Source organism: Gilliamella sp. CG22 (genome assembly GCF_046635725.1).
In the GTDB taxonomy this organism is placed as follows: Bacteria; Pseudomonadota; Gammaproteobacteria; order Enterobacterales; family Orbaceae; genus Gilliamella; species Gilliamella apicola_I.
This window is the reverse complement of the sequence record NZ_JBIDFK010000005.1, coordinates 139448-155902: the sequence shown is the minus strand read 5'-3', so window position 1 is coordinate 155902 and position 16455 is coordinate 139448. Positions and strand designations below refer to the sequence as shown.

Below are 16455 nucleotides of genomic sequence, written 5' to 3'. Positions count from 1 at the left end.
GGTGTCCAGTAAGATAATCTAATAGGCATAATTAACATAATGAAAACTATCGAAATTGACGACGAATTATATAAATTTATTGCAGGGCAAACAAAACACATTGGTGAAGATGCATCAAGTATATTGCGACGTTTGTTAAAAATAGAAGCGGATCCTGTTAACTCAAACGCCAAAGTTCATTTAGAAAGTCATTACTCGATGTTCAATGATTTGTTAACCAGCGATACCTTTACGAATGAAAAATCGATTATCAGTCGTTTTTTATTATTACTCGCTGCGCTTTATAACTATAATCCAGCACTTTTTGCCATTGCGGCGACATCGCTTCATGGTAGTAAACGCCAATATCTAGCTAAAGATAAAAAATCTTTAGAGATTTCGGGTAAAAATACTAAACCTCGTGAAATTATTGGCACACCTTATTGGGTAATCAGTAATACCAATACGGCAAGAAAAATTTATATCATTGAATCAATCATGAGCGACATGGGGATTTCAGAAAATACGATTAACCAAATTAAAGATGTGTTTTCAACATCAGTGAAATAAAATTTCTGTAGTCACATATTAATCAGAAAAGCGCTGTAACCATTATCAAATGATTAAAAATTATGTAGAGGAGCGAAAAATGGCAAACCATAGCCGAGCGGGATTATTAGCTAAACCTTCTGATCTAATCAATGTGGAAACCTTACAAGATAACTATTTTCGAATTAAACCCGATACCGATAATATTAGCCAATTGGTGATTTTCGGCACTTCAGGACATCGAGGTAGTTCAAATAAAGGCACATTCAATGAAGCCCATATACTCGCTATCGCTCAAGCTATTGCCGAATACCGTAAATCCCATGGTATCACTGGTCCTTGTTTTATTGGTCAAGATACGCATGCTTTATCTGAATTAGCGCTCAAATCAGTGCTTGAAGTGTTCGTTGCTAACGAACAGACTGTTGTTATTGCACATGATTGGGGATATACCCCTACTCCAGTTATTTCACATGCAATTTTAACGTATAATCAAGATAAAAAATCACAGCTTGCTGATGGTATTGTCATTACTCCTTCCCATAATCCCCCAGAAGATGGTGGAATTAAATATAATCCAACAAATGGTGGCCCTGCTGATACTGACATCACTAAACAAATCGAACATCGAGCAAATGAACTCCTTAAACAGCAATTAGACGGTGTGAAAAGGGTCTCATTAGACAAAGCCACTCATTCACAATTTATTCATACCAAAGAATATGAGACTGATTATATTAACGATCTGGAAAACATTGTTGATCTTGCATTGATTAAATCTTCATCGCTTAAAATAGGCGTTGATCCATTAGGTGGCGCAGGTATTACCTATTGGCCCCGAATTGCTGAAAAGTATGGTCTGAATCTTGATATTGTAAATAACAAAATTGATCCTACCTTTAGTTTTATGCATTTAGATCACGACGAAGTGATCAGAATGGATTGTTCCAGCCGCTGGGCAATGGATGGTTTGTTAAATTTAAAAGATAAGTTTGATCTAGCATTCGGTAATGACACCGATTTTGATCGCCATGGGATCGTTACGCCAAAAGGATTAATGAACCCAAACGCTTATCTTTCAGCTTGTGTAAATTATTTATTTCAGCACCGTCCAGAGTGGCATAAAGATGTTGCCATTGGCAAAACAGTGGTGACAAGTTCAATGATAGATCGCGTTGCAAACAGCCTAAACCGAAAATTTTTAGAATACCCTGTCGGTTTTAAATGGTATGCCCAAGGACTTTATGATGGGCAATTAGGTTTTGCCGGTGAAGAAAGTGCTGGCGCATCATTTTTACGAACGAATGGTAAAGTTTGGTCAACCGATAAAGATGGGATTATTTTATGTCTACTGGCAGCAGAAATGACCGCCAAAATAGGCAAAAACCCTCAAGAACAATATCAACAACTTGAGGATAAATTTGGCGTTTCTTATTATGGCAGAATCCAGGCATCCGCATCATTTGCTGAAAAACAAAAACTAGCCAAACTTGATGCAAGCCAACTGACAACCGATCACCTTGCGGGTGAAAAAATTACCCAATGTTTAACCTCTGCGCCAGCTAATCATGCCCCAATTGGTGGATTGAAAGTTATCACTGAAAATGGCTGGTTTGCAGCCCGACCTTCTGGCACTGAAGATGCGTATAAAATTTATGCGGAAAGTTTTATCAGCAATCAGCATTTAGCTTTACTTCAAGAAGAAGCACAACAAATTGTTGCTAATGCCATTAAGTAATTGAAACAAAAAAGCCGACGTTATGTCGGCTTTTAATTATGAATGTACGAAAAAGATTTTTTATTGTTTATTTTTATAGGTAGTTGTATATAGCTTAATGAAATATGCTTAATACACCCACATTATGAACATTTGACGCTTAATGTTTTCGAAGTGATTTTACTTTATTTATATTTGTTAATTTCAAGTTATTTAAGTCTAAATTTGGAAAATCTACAACAACAATAACAAGGTCTAAACCACAATTGAGTGACCAAATAATTTATAAATTAAAATTAAGTTTATCAACTTAATCAATGTAGTTAATGATAATTGGTTTACTGTCTATGTAAGAAAAATTGGATAGATGTCATCATATCCCCAATAAATTGATGTTTTTTATTGAGGATGTGATTTAGTTTTTAGATTCGTGTTGGTTTTTTGGCTGTGGCTTGTCTTGATGATTTTGACAAGTTTTTAAGTTTAGTTCTTTTTGGTCTGAAACTACGTTTATCCGTTTTGGCGTCAATGAATGATTTGGATTCTTTTGCTAATCCGACAATTTCACGTAGATAATTAACCGAATCAATACTTAACTCCATCCAAGTTCCTCGTGATAAACCTTTAGGCAAGGTTATATTGCCATAACGAATACGCAGCAAACGGCTTACTTGTACATCAATCGCTTCCCACATTCGTCGCACTTCACGGTTACGCCCTTCAGTTATGACGACATTAAACCACTGATTTAAACCATCACCACCTTGCGCTTTTACAGATTTAAAAGAAGCTGGACCATCTTCAAGTTGCACCCCTTTGCGTAATTGATTAACTTGCTGATCAGTCACATTTCCAAATACACGTACCGCATATTCACGTTCTATTTCATGACGAGGATGCATTAATCGATTAGCCAATTCACCATCTGTGGTAAAAAGGAGTAAACCGGAAGTATTAATATCCAATCGTCCAATATTAATCCAACGGGCATTTTTTAAACGCGGTAATCGAGCAAAAACCGTTGCTCGCCCTTGTGGATCGCTTCGCGAACAGATTTCCCCTTCAGGTTTGTAATAGGCTAATACACGACAAACCGTTTTTTCTTTACTTCTTAGCTGAACTAAGTGTCCATTAATTCGAATTTTAGGGTTAGCATTTACATCAACCCTATCACCTAATGTTGCAATTTTTCCGTCAACGCTAATTTTTCCTGCGGCTATCATCGCCTCAATTTCACGACGTGAGCCATTACCTAAATTAGCTAACACTTTTTGCAACTTTTCAGTATTGTCATTTACTTTTTTCATATTTTCCTCGCTACCTTCACAGGTATCAGATTAACTATATCTTTGTTCGTTTTGTGAAAAACGACGATTTACTCATATTGCTTTACTAGCATTACAATTAATACGATAGTGCTCAGCTTGACTAACTTAAAAATGGATAGTGTTTACCAAACAAAATCTTTAGATTATCCATAATTTGAACTTCAATATTTCAAAAACACATAATAAATAGCTACCATGATTAAATAATCCAGATGCTTTTAATAGTGAGCTCTTGAAATATTTGATCACGATTCAAAAGGTTTTATATCACCACTTCCTTGACGAATAATATCAGGGTAATCATTTGTTAAATCAATAACGGTTGTAGGTTGTTGACCTATATAACCACCATGGACAACAGCATCAAGTAGATGTCCAATTCTATCCTCAATTTCATCCGGATCGGATTGCGCTTCCTCTTCATTTGGTAAAATTAACGTTGTGGTCATCAATGGTTGCCCTAATAGATCCAGTAACGCTAAATCAATTTTGTTGTCCGGTATACGCAACCCTATGGTTTTTCGCTTGTCATTCATCAAGCGACGTGGTACTTCTTTACTTGCAGGTAAAATAAAAACGTATTTACCGGGCGTATTATTTTTTAACAGTCGAAACGTAATATTATCGACCATTGCATAGGAAGATAATTCCGATAAATCTCGACACATCAACGTAAAATTATGATATTTATCAAGCTGTCGTATTTTACAAATACGCTCAACACCATTTTTATTATCAAGCAAGCAACCTAATGAATAACCGGAATCAGTAGGAAAAGCGATAACGCCACCCTCTTTTAAGATTTTAACAACTTGTTCTAATAATCGATTTTGAGGATTGTCCGGATGAATATAAAAAGTTTGGCTCATAATGTTCTTCTATATTAATATTAAATTTAAAACACTTTTTACAATGTCAGATTGGCTATCATGAAGGTTGATAGCATGTTAACTTAAAGCAATTTTAGTCCATATTAATTTAGTTTCCAATTATGCCAAATCGGTGTGACACTGCCTGGCAAAGGGTGCGTTTTTCCTAAATCTAAATAGTTAACCAGATCATGAAAATCCGAACCTTGCGAAGCAAGCAGTTCAAATTCGTTGGCTAATTTAGCTAATCGCTGTAAGTCATCTTGTGTTTGTCGGCTTTGCGAAACTTCAATGGCATCACCACCCCAAGTTTTGAAATCATTAATTAATAATTTCAATTTAGTGCCAGTTAAATCATAACGGGTCGGGTGCGCTAATACTGCAAATCCACCTGCCACATGAATCGCCGTTATTGCCTCTTCAATACTACACCATTTTGCTGGCACATAAGCATATCCACTTTTTCCAAGATATTTTTTAAATGCCGTTTTCACATCTTTGACTAAACCTTGAGCAACAAGAAATCGAGCAAAGTGTGCACGAGACACAATATCCCCCTTTGAAAAAGTCTTTGCTTGTTCATAAGCATCATCAATATGTAACTTGCCCAATTTATAGCTAATTGCCATTGCGCGATCAATCCGACCTTGTTCTTGAGCTTGAAGCAATGTTAATAATTGTTGATTTTCAATATCAATATTCAATCCAACAATATGAATTTCATTATTTTTCCAAGCGGTTGATATTTCAACTCCACTCACCAGTTTAACCGGAAGATTTTCAGTTAAGATCAACTTTTGCGCTTCAGGAATTCCTTTTATGGTATCGTGATCCGTTATCGCTAATATGTCAATTTGGTTATCGACAGCACGTTTAACCAGCTCGCTTGGTGATAGAACACCATCAGAGGCTATAGTATGAGAATGCAAATCTACGATCACTTTTTTCTCGAAAATTATTTTTAAACGTGTAATATACCACACAATTTGCGTGACCACTAAAAGGTATATTATGAAAGATCAAATTCTGCTTGCCCAACAAGATACTCAATCAATTATTGATGAACTTTTAGAAGATGGGAGTGATCCCCATGCGCTATATTTGATAGAACATCATATTTCTTCAGAAAACTTTGATAAACTTGAAAAAGTTGCAGTAGAAGCCTATAAATTAGGTTATGAAGCAACAGATCCTGATGAAGATGTCGATGATTCTGGTAACGTTATTATTGGTTTTGATATCATTGCTGAAAGCCCCCTCAGTGCTGATTTAATCAATGCACAAATTGCCCAAATTATGACGTTGGCGCACCAATTTAATGTGAATTATGACGGTTGGGGCACTTATTTTGAAGACGGAAGTGACGATATTTTAGATGATAGCGTCTTTGACAATGAAACGTTACATTAATAGCCTAGAAACATTGAACTAATTATTTACCATTCTTATCCAATGGTGATTGGATAAAAATGGTAAACTGTTTCGATTACTCGTTAACTTGCTCAATACGACTTATTCTTTTTCGATCAACTGAAAGACTACGTACTGATACAACATCACCTTTTTTAATTGTCACGGGATCAGTATAGCGATGCCAATTTTTACCATTATCCGTCGAATATTCTATAATTAATCCCGGAAAAACAATATTAGCATTGAGCTGATTGTTCTCAATTTTAGCCCCTGGGATAGGTAATCGATAATCTATTCCCATTAAATCCAATTTCGCTAATTCTCGCTGACCAACTAAGTTAGCAAAACGTACCCAATCTTGCCGTAATTTTTGTTGATCCACATACTGTGTTTTCCCTTGTATGAATTCACGATCTTTTTGATAACTAAGTTCCCAATCGGCTTGGTGCCACGCTCTTTCTGCCACCGCTAGCAAACGAGGAAATGCCATATATTCCATTTTATTATCGCTACGAATATCTTCTGTCCAAATTTGCGCAGATAATCCGTAAGCGCCCGACCAATTAAGTGTACCTTTAGCGGTGAATGGATTGCCGTCGCGGTCTAACGACGTTTCAGCATTTTGAGGTAAGTTATCAGGCGCAAAAGTAAATATTTTACGTTCATCATTGTAACGTGTAGCCCAATAATAACCGCTTTCTTTAGGATTGACTTCGTATGGCATATCTAAATAGACATAATCCGGATTCGAAATAATGACTTGATAGCCTTTATTTGCCCATTCATTGACTGAGTCAGCCCCACCCCAATAAAGAGTATCCCAAAAGTTCACCGTGACTTTATCAACAGCAAAAGATTTAGCACTGTCGGCATGTTTCATGCCGTCTTGCCAAGCCTGCATATGGTCAATACCATGTTCCTTAATGATAGTACTAACCTGCTCAGCAAAATAACTTGGTAGATGTTCAATTTGTTTGACAATACCCTTAGATATAAAAGCTTGGCATGCTTGTGATTTAGCCCATGGATGGTCTTCATTGCTTTGATCGATAATACCTTTAAAAGCAACTTTTTCTTTAAGCTGTAAATCTTGGTAGCCAGATCCTAAATGGATATTTTTAGCTTCATCACCACCAAAATGCCAAGTTGTCAAAGGTTGGCCTGCCTCGATGTGCATGCTAGCTATTTCATCAATAATCTTATTTACAAACCGTTTAGACGAGTCAAGACAAGGGTTTAAATAACTTAATCGATTATAAAATTGAACAGTTGTCGTGTTAGAAGTATCCGTTGGGTCAACTAAACGGAATTCGTTCGCTTTCTGTTCTTTGCCTTCTTTCATTAAACGGTTATAACGTGCTTCCATAGAGACAATCGCCGCTCTAGCATGAGCAGGCATATCAATCTCTGGGATGACCTCAATAAACCGTGCTTTAGCGTATTTAATAATTTCAATATAGTCTTGACGACTTAAATATCCCGAGCCAGATGTATTACTATCAGGACCAGATCCTAATTGAGGAAGTAAACAAGTTTGTTCAGTAAGATCATGGCAACGTTTACTACCAATTTCGGTGAGTTCTGGTAATCCTGGGATCTCAATTCGCCAACCTTCATCATCACTTAAATGAAAATGAAATTTATTCATTTTATATTTTGCCATTTGATCTAATAAACGCAAAATGGCCTGTTTAGATTTAAAATTACGGCCAATATCAAGCATGACACCACGATATTCAAATCGAGGCGAGTCAATGACATTAAGTGTTGGAATGGTATGAGAATGATCGACATAAATTGTCGATAAAATGGATTGGATCGCGTAAAAAATTCCAGTCTCATCATAAGCTGTAATGATTGCTTTGTCTTTGTTGATTACTAATTGATAAGCCCCTGCTTGCTTTTGGGAAAATTGTTGAGGTTCGATTGTTGCTTGTATTTTAAAGCCTTGTTGAGTAATCGGGATATTTAATGCTTTAAATTCAGTCTGTATGACAGCTAAACTGTCTTGATTTAATCCATTTAAAACTAAATTTACTCCTTGCGAATCGAGCGTTATATCTTCATTTCCAATGGATATTTTACTTGGTGTTGGCAAGATTTGCCCACGTAATGTTTCTGCCGATAAGTTTTCAATATCGGCATTATATTGAAAACGATTGACGGGTGTCATTAAAATATTATGATCATCAGCCGTTCTTTTCCAGTGTTGATTAATTGGCGACACAAATGCCGATAAATTATCAGAATCTGTATTGGTATTTGCTATAATTTTAGGGGTTGCATTGGTCGATGTCACATACCAACGAGGCATAATATCACTTTCGCTCAAGATCCAATATTCACCAATCATAGGAATTTCGATAGTGCCTTTAGCAGGAAAACCAACAAATTTATCCGTCGGCTCAATTTTATGAAGATCACCTGTTAGGTGTGTAATTTTAAACTGATCATTGTCAACCGACAAAATCATACGAATACTACTAAAATAAATTGCCCAATCTTTATCATTAATTGCTGAACCTTTATTTGTTAACGAAATAGTCACTTTATTACATGCAGCCCAATCCGCACCTAAAGTAGCACAATTGATACCATGATCATTTGCCTGATTATCATTAACAGTATATTTAACATTAAGTTGAGCACTCATTACATCAACTGTCTTTTGATTTGCATAAGCTGATTGTGTAACGCCTACACTTAATAAAGAGGCTATCGAGGTTGCAAGTATTGCAGTTTTAAGCTTTTTCATTATTTTTTTACCTATTTTTGTTTTGCATTAAATATAGTGAATGGAACGGTAACAATAAATTTGATATCTCGTTCATCTTGGAAAATATTGCCATAACCTTCACTCCAGCTTGGTATTTTTGAGTGGTTATTATATTTGGTATAATGTAATTGGAAAGAGGTGTTTTTAGCAAAACCTTGTGGTACGGTATAACCTAAATCGAAGTTATAAGCTGATTCAATCAACCGTCTTTTTTGGTCAAAATCTTTATTAGTACTTGGTTTAGCATCCCAGCCATAAGCATACGAAGCGCCAGTTCTCCAACCAGATAAATAGTGTGATAGATGACTTAAATCATAGGTAACTTCTGCAAATAATGCTTTTTCACCATTGGCATTAAAATCTGAACGTGAATTCCACCAGACATCTAAACGACCATTTGAGGAAGCATAATCAGGCGTCATTCGTTGTAAGAAGAATCCTTGTTCACCTTCTGCTTTAACTGCTACACCTTCAAGACGTAACCCTACTGGCCCCATTTGATAACCTAACGTCGCAGCTTGTAACCATGCTAAACCATCATATACTTTAGCCCCCTTATGAGACTGATCTTTCGCACCATAAAATTGATAACTCATTGTTAACGGGTTATCCAAAATATCTAATTGATAAGACGCTTTACCAAAAAACTGATTCATATAGTTATGGGATTGACCAAATGCGCCTTCTAGCACGACATTATTTTTAAAATCATACTTCAAACCAGCAGAATGTAAGTAATCGATCTTTCTTCCTTTTTGCCATTGTCTAAATTCATAAAGTCGTTTATACCAAGGTGCTTTATATTTATCTGCCCACATATAGGACATAGATAACACCCCCGCAGAGTCAAAATCGAGCTTTGTACCAAATTCAACGCCTCGATAAGTGCCTGGTAATAAACTCCAGTGTGGAGCAAGCAACGTTTGTCCTGACGGTTGAATATACCCCGCTTTGAGCCAAAATAGTTCATCAAGTTTGAAGTTCATTTGGGCTTTATAGAAACTAAGACCACTAATATCTTTTTTCCAATTTTCGTCCCAACGATTATTGGCACCACTAAAACCGATTTCATTAGGATGACCATTACCACCATTACTGACTTCCCAAGCACCATAGCCGCCCAATTCTAAAGCAAACATATCGGCTATATAACCTGTTTTAAAATCCAGATTGGTATTGAAAGAAGTATGCCTTAGGTTTTTCTCATATTTATGTTGAGTGACATTCTTTCTTTCCCGATCACGATTCCAAAAAAAGACATTACCGGTTAATGAAGCATCCTCAACAAAGGGATGGGTATATTCTGCTTGTGCAGGCAACGCACTGATTAAAATGGAGCAAGACAAAATGAGCTTAGTGATACGACTGAGTGAACGAGTGGTTAATAGGGGGTTATAAAAATTCATATCTGCTTCCTTGAAATGACTTTTTTAAATCAACGATCAGATTAGTCCGTTAACAACTTATCTTTATGGATCAAAAAATCATTTTCTACCTAAAATCAATAAAATACGACAAAATTAATGTCAATCTTCTGTACAAACAATTGGTTAAATTTACTAAATTAATCTAAAACTCCTGTGAATAAGGTGTTTTTATAATGCATAAACATATTTTGGTTATCAAATTAAATGTTGTTAAATCGTGATCCGAATCACCAAAACACCCCTTTTTTTTTCTAATTTTTCGATAAATATCACAACTTTTTTTATATTAAAAAATAAGAAAAGATTAATAGAGTTTTGAATTAACCCAGACGATCGCTTAACGCATTCAGATGTATAAATCCTATGTTTAAATAAATTTGCTTGTCAGAAATGAAAATATAGGGAGGGGAAAAAAGAAAAATCAAAAAATTCGTATTACCAATACTGAGATTAAACCCTATTGATAAAATTTAATTTATTAATAGGGATTTAATCACATCAATCAATTTTAATTTTCAGTATTAATTTCATCAAAACTTTTTACTAGCTCATCAATAGCTTTCATCTGTTTTAAAAATGGCTCAAGTTTAGCTAATGGAAGTGCTGAAGGTCCATCACATTTTGCATGGCTTGGATCAGGATGTGATTCTAAAAATAGCCCTGCAATACCCACTGCCATGCCTGCACGAGCAAGTTCGGTCACTTGTCCACGACGTCCACCTGATGCTGCTCCCATAGGATCACGACATTGTAAGGCATGAGTGACATCAAAAATTACCGGTGAACCATGGCTGGCTTTTTTCATGATATTAAAGCCAAGCATATCGACCACTAAATTATCATAACCAAAGCAGCTACCACGATCACACAGAATGATTTGATCATTGCCTGCTTCCTCAAATTTTTCAACTATATTGCCCATTTGTCCGGGACTAACAAATTGTGGTTTTTTAACGTTAATGACGGCACCTGTCTTCGCCATTGCCACAACGAGATCGGTTTGTCTGGCTAAAAAAGCCGGTAATTGAATAACGTCAACAACATCGGCAACGGGTTGACACTGTTGTTCGGTATGAACATCAGTAATGATTTTTACGCCAAATTGTTGTTTTAATTCTTGAAAAATTTTCATGCCTTCTTCCAAACCAGGGCCACGATAGGAATGAACAGAAGAACGATTCGCTTTATCAAACGAAGCTTTGAAAATATAAGGGATGTTGAGTTTATCCGTGACCGTCACAAAGTGCTCACAAATTTTCATTGCCAAATCACGTGATTCAAGCACATTCATACCACCAAATAACACAAATGGAAGATCATTTGCGACCGTAATATCCCTGACTTTTACTTGTTTTTGCTTCATCATAAATTGTTTCCTAGTTAAGGTTTGAACCAACGACCAAGCGTCACTCGATCATTGCCACTATAGTCTGTGAAGGTTTCAACTAATTGAAATCCATGTTGTTTGAAAATCGTTTGTACTGCAGAGCCTTGCTTCCAACCATGCTCGATCAGTAACCAACCATATTGATTCAGATGTTTGGTAGCCCCTTTGACAATTAGCTTTATATCCGCAAGTCCATCGTCGTCTGACACAAGTGCTGTTCTTGGCTCATAACGAACATCACCTTGAGATAGATGAATATCTGTTGGCTCAATATAAGGCGGGTTGGATGTTATCATCGAAAATTTACGGGTTTTGAGTGGTTTATACCAATCACCTTGTAAAAAATAAACATTATTTACACCGATTTGTGTCGCATTTTGTTGAGCTAATATTAGCGCATCTCGATTTTTTTCAACAGCAGTAAAAAGACAGTCTCGGCGTTCTGTTGCCATAGCAATGGCTATGGCTCCTGTACCTGTTCCAAGATCTAAAACTTCACAGGGAATTTTAGGTAGGTATTCTAATCCCAGCTCAACTAATTTTTCGGTATCTGGTCTTGGAATCAAGGTACAGTCCGACACATTAAATTTTAAAGACCAAAACTCTTTTTCACCGGTAATGTAAGCAATCGGTTCACCCGCTTGCCGACGAGCTAAATATGCATTGAGGCGCATTAACTCATCGTCTGATAATGAAGTTTCACTAAACGCCATTAAAAATGTTCGTGTTTTGTGCGTCACAAAACTTAATAGTATTTCCGCATCACGCTTGGGACTTTCACTTTCACTTAAAGTTTGAGATGCATATTTAAGCCACTCTAAATAAGTCATTCATCTTGTTCCGATAATGCAGCAAGCTGGTCTGCCTGATATTCTTGTACAATTGGTTCAATCAACATTTCTAACTTGCCTTCCATAACTTCATCTAAGCGATAAATCGTCAAATTGATACGATGATCTGTTACTCGTCCTTGTGGATAGTTATAGGTTCGAATACGATCTGAACGATCACCAGTACCTAAAAGGTTACGTCTGGTCGACGCCTCTTCTTGTTGGCGTTTTCGGGTTTCAGCGTCTTGGATTCGTGCTGCTAACACCGACATCGCTTTAGCTTTATTTTTATGTTGAGAACGTTCATCCTGACATTCAACCACAATTCCTGTTGGAATATGCGTAATACGAATAGCTGAATCGGTTGTATTAACGTGCTGCCCCCCTGCCCCAGACGAACGATAAGTGTCAATTTTTAAGTCAGCGGGATTAATTTCAGGCATTTCTGCTTCTGGAATTTCAGGTAACACCGCAACCGTACATGCAGATGTATGAATACGACCTTGCGATTCTGTTTCAGGTACACGCTGCACACGATGACCACCCGATTCAAATTTTAAGTTACCATAAACGCCGTCGCCACTGACTAACATAATGACTTCTTTATAGCCACCATGCTCACCCTCATTGGCACTCATAATTTCAACTCGCCAATGACGGGATTCTGCATATCTTGTATACATTCTTGCAAGATCGCCAGCGAATATTGCTGCTTCATCTCCACCTGTTCCAGCTCGAACTTCAACAAAGCAGTTATAATCATCATTGGGATCTTTAGGTAATAATAAAACTTGTAACTGCTTTTCTTGCTCTTCGATACGGTTTAACGCTTCATTTAACTCTTCTTGAGCCATTTCACTCATTTCAGGATCGGCAAGCATCATTTTAGCAGTTTCAATATCTTCTTGAGTCTGCTTCCAACTTGTAAAACATTTCACCACACCCGTTAATTGCGCATATTCTTTAGAAAGAGTACGGAATCGATTTTGATCGGCAATCACCGAGGCATCAGACAATAACGCTTGAACCTCTTCGTAGCGCTCTTGCAAAGTTTCTAACTTACTGATAATTGAGGGTTTCATATAAAAGTCTATTTTTAATCGTGAATAAATGAATTTGCGGGGCATTATATACTTAATCGCCTTTAAAATACAGTTTCCCTACTTTTTCATCCTTGCAACTATTAATAATGCTGTGAAATATCTCAGAATTTTATTTTAAACACAGACATTCAAAAAGTGTTATTCATTTCACAAAAATCACTTTTTAATCTTTTCAAAAATTTGCTTAGTCGTTACTATAATTCAGTTGATTGATTACTTTGTTAAAAGGTCTTTACTTTATTCAACACTTTTTATGAATACAGGAAAAGATAACTAAAAATATGTTAAATGATCGGTTTAAGGCACAGATTTTACTGTTAAATAACGTTTATTAAGAAGGAATAAGCTTAAATATCAATATTCGCATCACATTCACTCTTTTACAGGTTGATAATATGAAGCAAACGATATGGAAACTTGAAAATTGTATTAAAGATTATGATTGGGGAAGTATCGATAGTATTACGACTTTATTTGGTATTAAAAGCCCAAGCCAAAAGCCGATGGCTGAAATATGGATGGGTATACATCCTCTGGGTTGTTCAAAGATTATCGGTTTAAATGGCGAAAAGATAAATCTTAATGCGCTTATCAATCAAAACCCATTGCAGATTTTGGGTAAAAATACTTATCAACTTTTCGGTACTCTTCCCTATTTATTCAAAGTACTCGCAGCAAATAAACCCCTTTCAGTTCAGGTTCATCCGACTAAAGCTGATGCTCAAAAAGCTTTTGAAAAAGAAAATAAATTAGGTATCGATCTTCATTCACCAAACCGAAATTTTAAAGATCCCAATCATAAACCAGAATTATTGTATGCACTCACGCCATTTAAAGCCATGAATTCGTTTCGACCGATTGAGCAAATATTATCATTTTTTTCGCAAATAACTATCCCTATTTTTAACCATGAATTAGCACAATTACAAAATAATCATCATCCAAAACAACTGAAACACTTTTTTCAATTCTTGTTGAATCTTTCACCAGACCAAAAATTACAAGCTATTCATCAATTATTAGCCTGTACTAGAAGTTTCAATCAAGAGCCTTTTTTAACCATTCATACACTGGTAAAAGATTATCCTAACGATATTGGTTTGTTTATGCCTTTAATTTTAAATGTGATTGAACTCAAGCCATCTCAAGCGATGTTTTTACATGCCCAAACACCGCATTGTTATTTATCGGGAACCGGTTTTGAAGTGATGGCAAATTCAGATAATGTTTTAAGAGCAGGTTTAACCCATAAGTTTATTGATATTGACGCATTAATAGCGAATACGAACTTTAGCAGTATTGATGCTAGTGAATTGCTAATTAATCCGTTAATTAATCATAATAAAATTGATTTTCCTGTTCCCGTTAATGATTTTAAATTTGAAATCATTCAAAGTGATCTTCAATTAAGAAAAGAAAAAGTCAACAGCCCTCAAATCCTATTTTGTGCAAATGGCGCTATTACATTAACAACAAAACATGAAGTACTCACTTTAAATAAAGGGGAATCAGTGTTTATTGCGTATCATGCCAAATATTATAGTTATAGTGGGAAAGGATGTTTTGCAAAAGTGAGTGATTAAAAAAAAGCCGTCAATCATTGACGGCATAAATTTTAAGATAGATAGAATGACTGAATATAAACTATTTTTTTACTGCTTTCGGATTCGGTAAATCAGTTACCGTTCCTTCATAAATTTCAGCAGCAAGTCCAATTGATTCATGAAGTGTTGGATGCGCATGAATAGTTAAGGCTATATCTTCGGCATCACACCCCATTTCAACCGCAAGGGTAATCTCTCCAAGCAATTCACCGCCATTAGCGCCAACGACTGCGCCACCTAAAAGGCGATTATCTGCTTTATTGAAGATCAGCTTAGTCATCCCTTGTGAACAATCCGATGCGATAGCTCGCCCAGATGCTGCCCATGGGAAGATAGACACTTCATAATCAATACCCTTTTCTTTCGCTTCTTTTTCGGTTAAACCAACCCAAGCAACCTCTGGCTCAGTATAAGCAATAGAAGGAATCGTTTTTGGATCAAAATAGTGTTTTTTGCCCGCAATCACTTCAGCAGCCACATGTCCTTCGTGAACGCCCTTATGCGCAAGCATTGGTTGACCAACAATATCACCTATAGCATAGATATGTGGAACATTGGTGCGCATTTGTTTATCGACTTCAATAAAACCACGATCAGTAACGTTCACGCCGGCTTTTTCAGCACTAATTAGTTTTCCATTTGGCGAACGTCCAATTGCCACTAATACGGCATCATAAGTGTGTGTTTCAGTGGTTCCGTCTTTTTTCTCCATAGTGACGTAAATCGCATCATGTTTTGCTTCAACCGTCGTTACTTTTGTTTCAAGACGTAAGGTGAATTTATCCTGAATTTGCTTAGTAAAGACTTTGATCACATCTTTATCAGCAGCAGGAATGACCTGATCAAACATTTCAACCACATCAACTTCTGAACCTAAGGCATGATAAACCGTGCCCATTTCAAGCCCAATAATTCCCCCACCCATTAATAATAATTTTTTAGGGATGGTTGTCAAAGCAAGCGCATCTGTGGAATCCCAAATACGAGGATCATCATGCGGAATAAAAGGTAATTTAATTGGTCGAGACCCAGCTGCAATAATAGCATTATCAAACGTAATTTTAGTAATACCTTTTGCTGAAGTCACATCCATAGTATGACTACCGGTAAATTGCGCTTCGCCCTGAATAACATTGACTTTACGCATTTTAGCCATACCTGCTAATCCATTAGTTAACTGATTAATGACCTTCTCTTTCCAACCTCGAACTTTATCCAGTTCAAGTTTAGGTGTACCAAAATGAATTCCATGTTCTGTCAGTGATTTGGCTTCGTCCATGACTTTAGCTACATGCAAAAGTGCTTTAGAAGGAATACATCCCACATTTAAGCATACGCCACCCAATGTAGAATAGCGTTCAACTAACGTTACGTCTAATCCAAGATCGGCGGCACGGAACGCAGCAGAATAACCTGCTGGACCAGCACCTAAAACCACCACTTGTGTTTTAACTTCTTGACTCATAATTTATT

The 16455-nt window shown here is 36.4% G+C and carries 13 protein-coding genes; 4 read left to right on the top strand and 9 right to left on the bottom strand.

Annotated features, from left to right (window positions below; all coding sequences use genetic code 11):
• Positions 1–39 precede the first annotated feature (39 nt).
• Together ACGH46_RS06495 and pgm are read left to right on the top strand one after the other, a co-directional pair.
• Positions 40–549 (top strand): hypothetical protein, encoded by a 510-nt coding sequence (locus tag ACGH46_RS06495; RefSeq protein WP_065559380.1) that lies wholly within the window; start codon positions 40–42, stop codon positions 547–549.
• A 79-nt stretch (positions 550–628) separates the two neighbouring features.
• A complete protein-coding gene (pgm, locus tag ACGH46_RS06490) occupies positions 629–2266 on the top strand; it encodes a phosphoglucomutase (alpha-D-glucose-1,6-bisphosphate-dependent) (protein WP_267380681.1) in 1638 nt (545 codons plus the stop codon).
• A gap of 401 nt (positions 2267–2667) precedes the next feature.
• Here the strand turns inward: pgm and rluB are convergent, their stop codons facing one another.
• The 3 genes from rluB to rnm all read right to left on the bottom strand — a co-directional run bounded on the left by rluB (position 2668) and on the right by rnm (position 5383).
• Positions 2668–3552, bottom strand: a complete 885-nt coding sequence (rluB, locus tag ACGH46_RS06485; protein ID WP_411604851.1) for a 23S rRNA pseudouridine(2605) synthase RluB — start codon at positions 3550–3552, stop codon at positions 2668–2670.
• Between the two features lie 266 nt (positions 3553–3818).
• Positions 3819–4442 (bottom strand): L-threonylcarbamoyladenylate synthase, encoded by a 624-nt coding sequence (locus ACGH46_RS06480; protein WP_267352547.1) that lies wholly within the window; start codon positions 4440–4442, stop codon positions 3819–3821.
• A 104-nt stretch (positions 4443–4546) separates the two neighbouring features.
• A complete protein-coding gene (rnm, locus tag ACGH46_RS06475) occupies positions 4547–5383 on the bottom strand; it encodes an RNase RNM (RefSeq protein WP_411604849.1) in 837 nt (278 codons plus the stop codon).
• Positions 5384–5453: 70 nt separating this feature from the next.
• Between rnm and rraB the strand changes: the two genes are divergently transcribed.
• Positions 5454–5852, top strand: a complete 399-nt coding sequence (rraB, locus tag ACGH46_RS06470) for a ribonuclease E inhibitor RraB (RefSeq protein ID WP_267352545.1) — start codon at positions 5454–5456, stop codon at positions 5850–5852.
• 76 nt (positions 5853–5928) lie between these two features.
• Here rraB and ACGH46_RS06465 read toward each other — a convergent pair whose 3' ends face one another.
• The 5 genes from ACGH46_RS06465 to prfA form a co-directional block, all read right to left on the bottom strand.
• Positions 5929–8610: a beta-N-acetylhexosaminidase gene (locus tag ACGH46_RS06465; RefSeq protein ID WP_411604847.1), complete on the bottom strand. Its 2682-nt coding sequence runs from the start codon at positions 8608–8610 to the stop codon at positions 5929–5931.
• 11 nt (positions 8611–8621) lie between these two features.
• On the bottom strand, positions 8622–10037 hold the full coding sequence (locus ACGH46_RS06460; protein ID WP_267352543.1) for an OprD family outer membrane porin: 1416 nt from the start codon (positions 10035–10037) through the stop codon (positions 8622–8624).
• A 529-nt stretch (positions 10038–10566) separates the two neighbouring features.
• The gene (gene kdsA / locus ACGH46_RS06455; RefSeq protein ID WP_324123836.1) at positions 10567–11421 is read right to left on the bottom strand and encodes a 3-deoxy-8-phosphooctulonate synthase; all 855 of its coding nucleotides are present in this window, start codon (positions 11419–11421) and stop codon (positions 10567–10569) included.
• 17 nt (positions 11422–11438) lie between these two features.
• Positions 11439–12275 carry a peptide chain release factor N(5)-glutamine methyltransferase gene (prmC, locus tag ACGH46_RS06450; protein ID WP_411604844.1) on the bottom strand — a complete coding sequence of 279 codons (837 nt, stop codon included), beginning with the start codon at positions 12273–12275 and terminating at the stop codon, positions 11439–11441.
• Positions 12272–13357: a peptide chain release factor 1 gene (gene prfA / locus ACGH46_RS06445; RefSeq protein WP_411604843.1), complete on the bottom strand. Its 1086-nt coding sequence runs from the start codon at positions 13355–13357 to the stop codon at positions 12272–12274. The genes prmC and prfA overlap by 4 nt, the downstream gene beginning before the upstream one ends.
• Before the next feature lie 416 nt (positions 13358–13773).
• Here prfA and manA point away from each other — a divergent pair, with 416 nt between their 5' ends.
• On the top strand, positions 13774–14961 hold the full coding sequence (manA, locus tag ACGH46_RS06440) for a mannose-6-phosphate isomerase, class I (protein WP_411604841.1): 1188 nt from the start codon (positions 13774–13776) through the stop codon (positions 14959–14961).
• A 61-nt stretch (positions 14962–15022) separates the two neighbouring features.
• Here the strand turns inward: manA and lpdA are convergent, their stop codons facing one another.
• The gene (gene lpdA, locus ACGH46_RS06435) at positions 15023–16447 is read right to left on the bottom strand and encodes a dihydrolipoyl dehydrogenase (protein WP_065559371.1); all 1425 of its coding nucleotides are present in this window, start codon (positions 16445–16447) and stop codon (positions 15023–15025) included.
• Positions 16448–16455: the final 8 nt, after the last annotated feature.

Excerpts from the sequence above, each read along its gene's own strand:
- ACGH46_RS06480 (WP_267352547.1), bottom strand. The coding sequence starts at position 4,442 with ATGAGCCAAACTTTTTATATTCATCCGGACAATCCTCAAAATCGATTA.
- rluB (WP_411604851.1), bottom strand. The coding sequence starts at position 3,552 with ATGAAAAAAGTAAATGACAATACTGAAAAGTTGCAAAAAGTGTTAGCT.
- rraB (WP_267352545.1), top strand. The coding sequence starts at position 5,454 with ATGAAAGATCAAATTCTGCTTGCCCAACAAGATACTCAATCAATTATT.
- pgm (WP_267380681.1), top strand. The coding sequence starts at position 629 with ATGGCAAACCATAGCCGAGCGGGATTATTAGCTAAACCTTCTGATCTA.
- prfA (WP_411604843.1), bottom strand. The coding sequence starts at position 13,357 with ATGAAACCCTCAATTATCAGTAAGTTAGAAACTTTGCAAGAGCGCTAC.
- prmC (WP_411604844.1), bottom strand. The coding sequence starts at position 12,275 with ATGACTTATTTAGAGTGGCTTAAATATGCATCTCAAACTTTAAGTGAA.
- ACGH46_RS06495 (WP_065559380.1), top strand. The coding sequence starts at position 40 with ATGAAAACTATCGAAATTGACGACGAATTATATAAATTTATTGCAGGG.
- ACGH46_RS06465 (WP_411604847.1), bottom strand. The coding sequence starts at position 8,610 with ATGAAAAAGCTTAAAACTGCAATACTTGCAACCTCGATAGCCTCTTTA.
- lpdA (WP_065559371.1), bottom strand. The coding sequence starts at position 16,447 with ATGAGTCAAGAAGTTAAAACACAAGTGGTGGTTTTAGGTGCTGGTCCA.
- ACGH46_RS06460 (WP_267352543.1), bottom strand. The coding sequence starts at position 10,037 with ATGAATTTTTATAACCCCCTATTAACCACTCGTTCACTCAGTCGTATC.
- manA (WP_411604841.1), top strand. The coding sequence starts at position 13,774 with ATGAAGCAAACGATATGGAAACTTGAAAATTGTATTAAAGATTATGAT.
- kdsA (WP_324123836.1), bottom strand. The coding sequence starts at position 11,421 with ATGAAGCAAAAACAAGTAAAAGTCAGGGATATTACGGTCGCAAATGAT.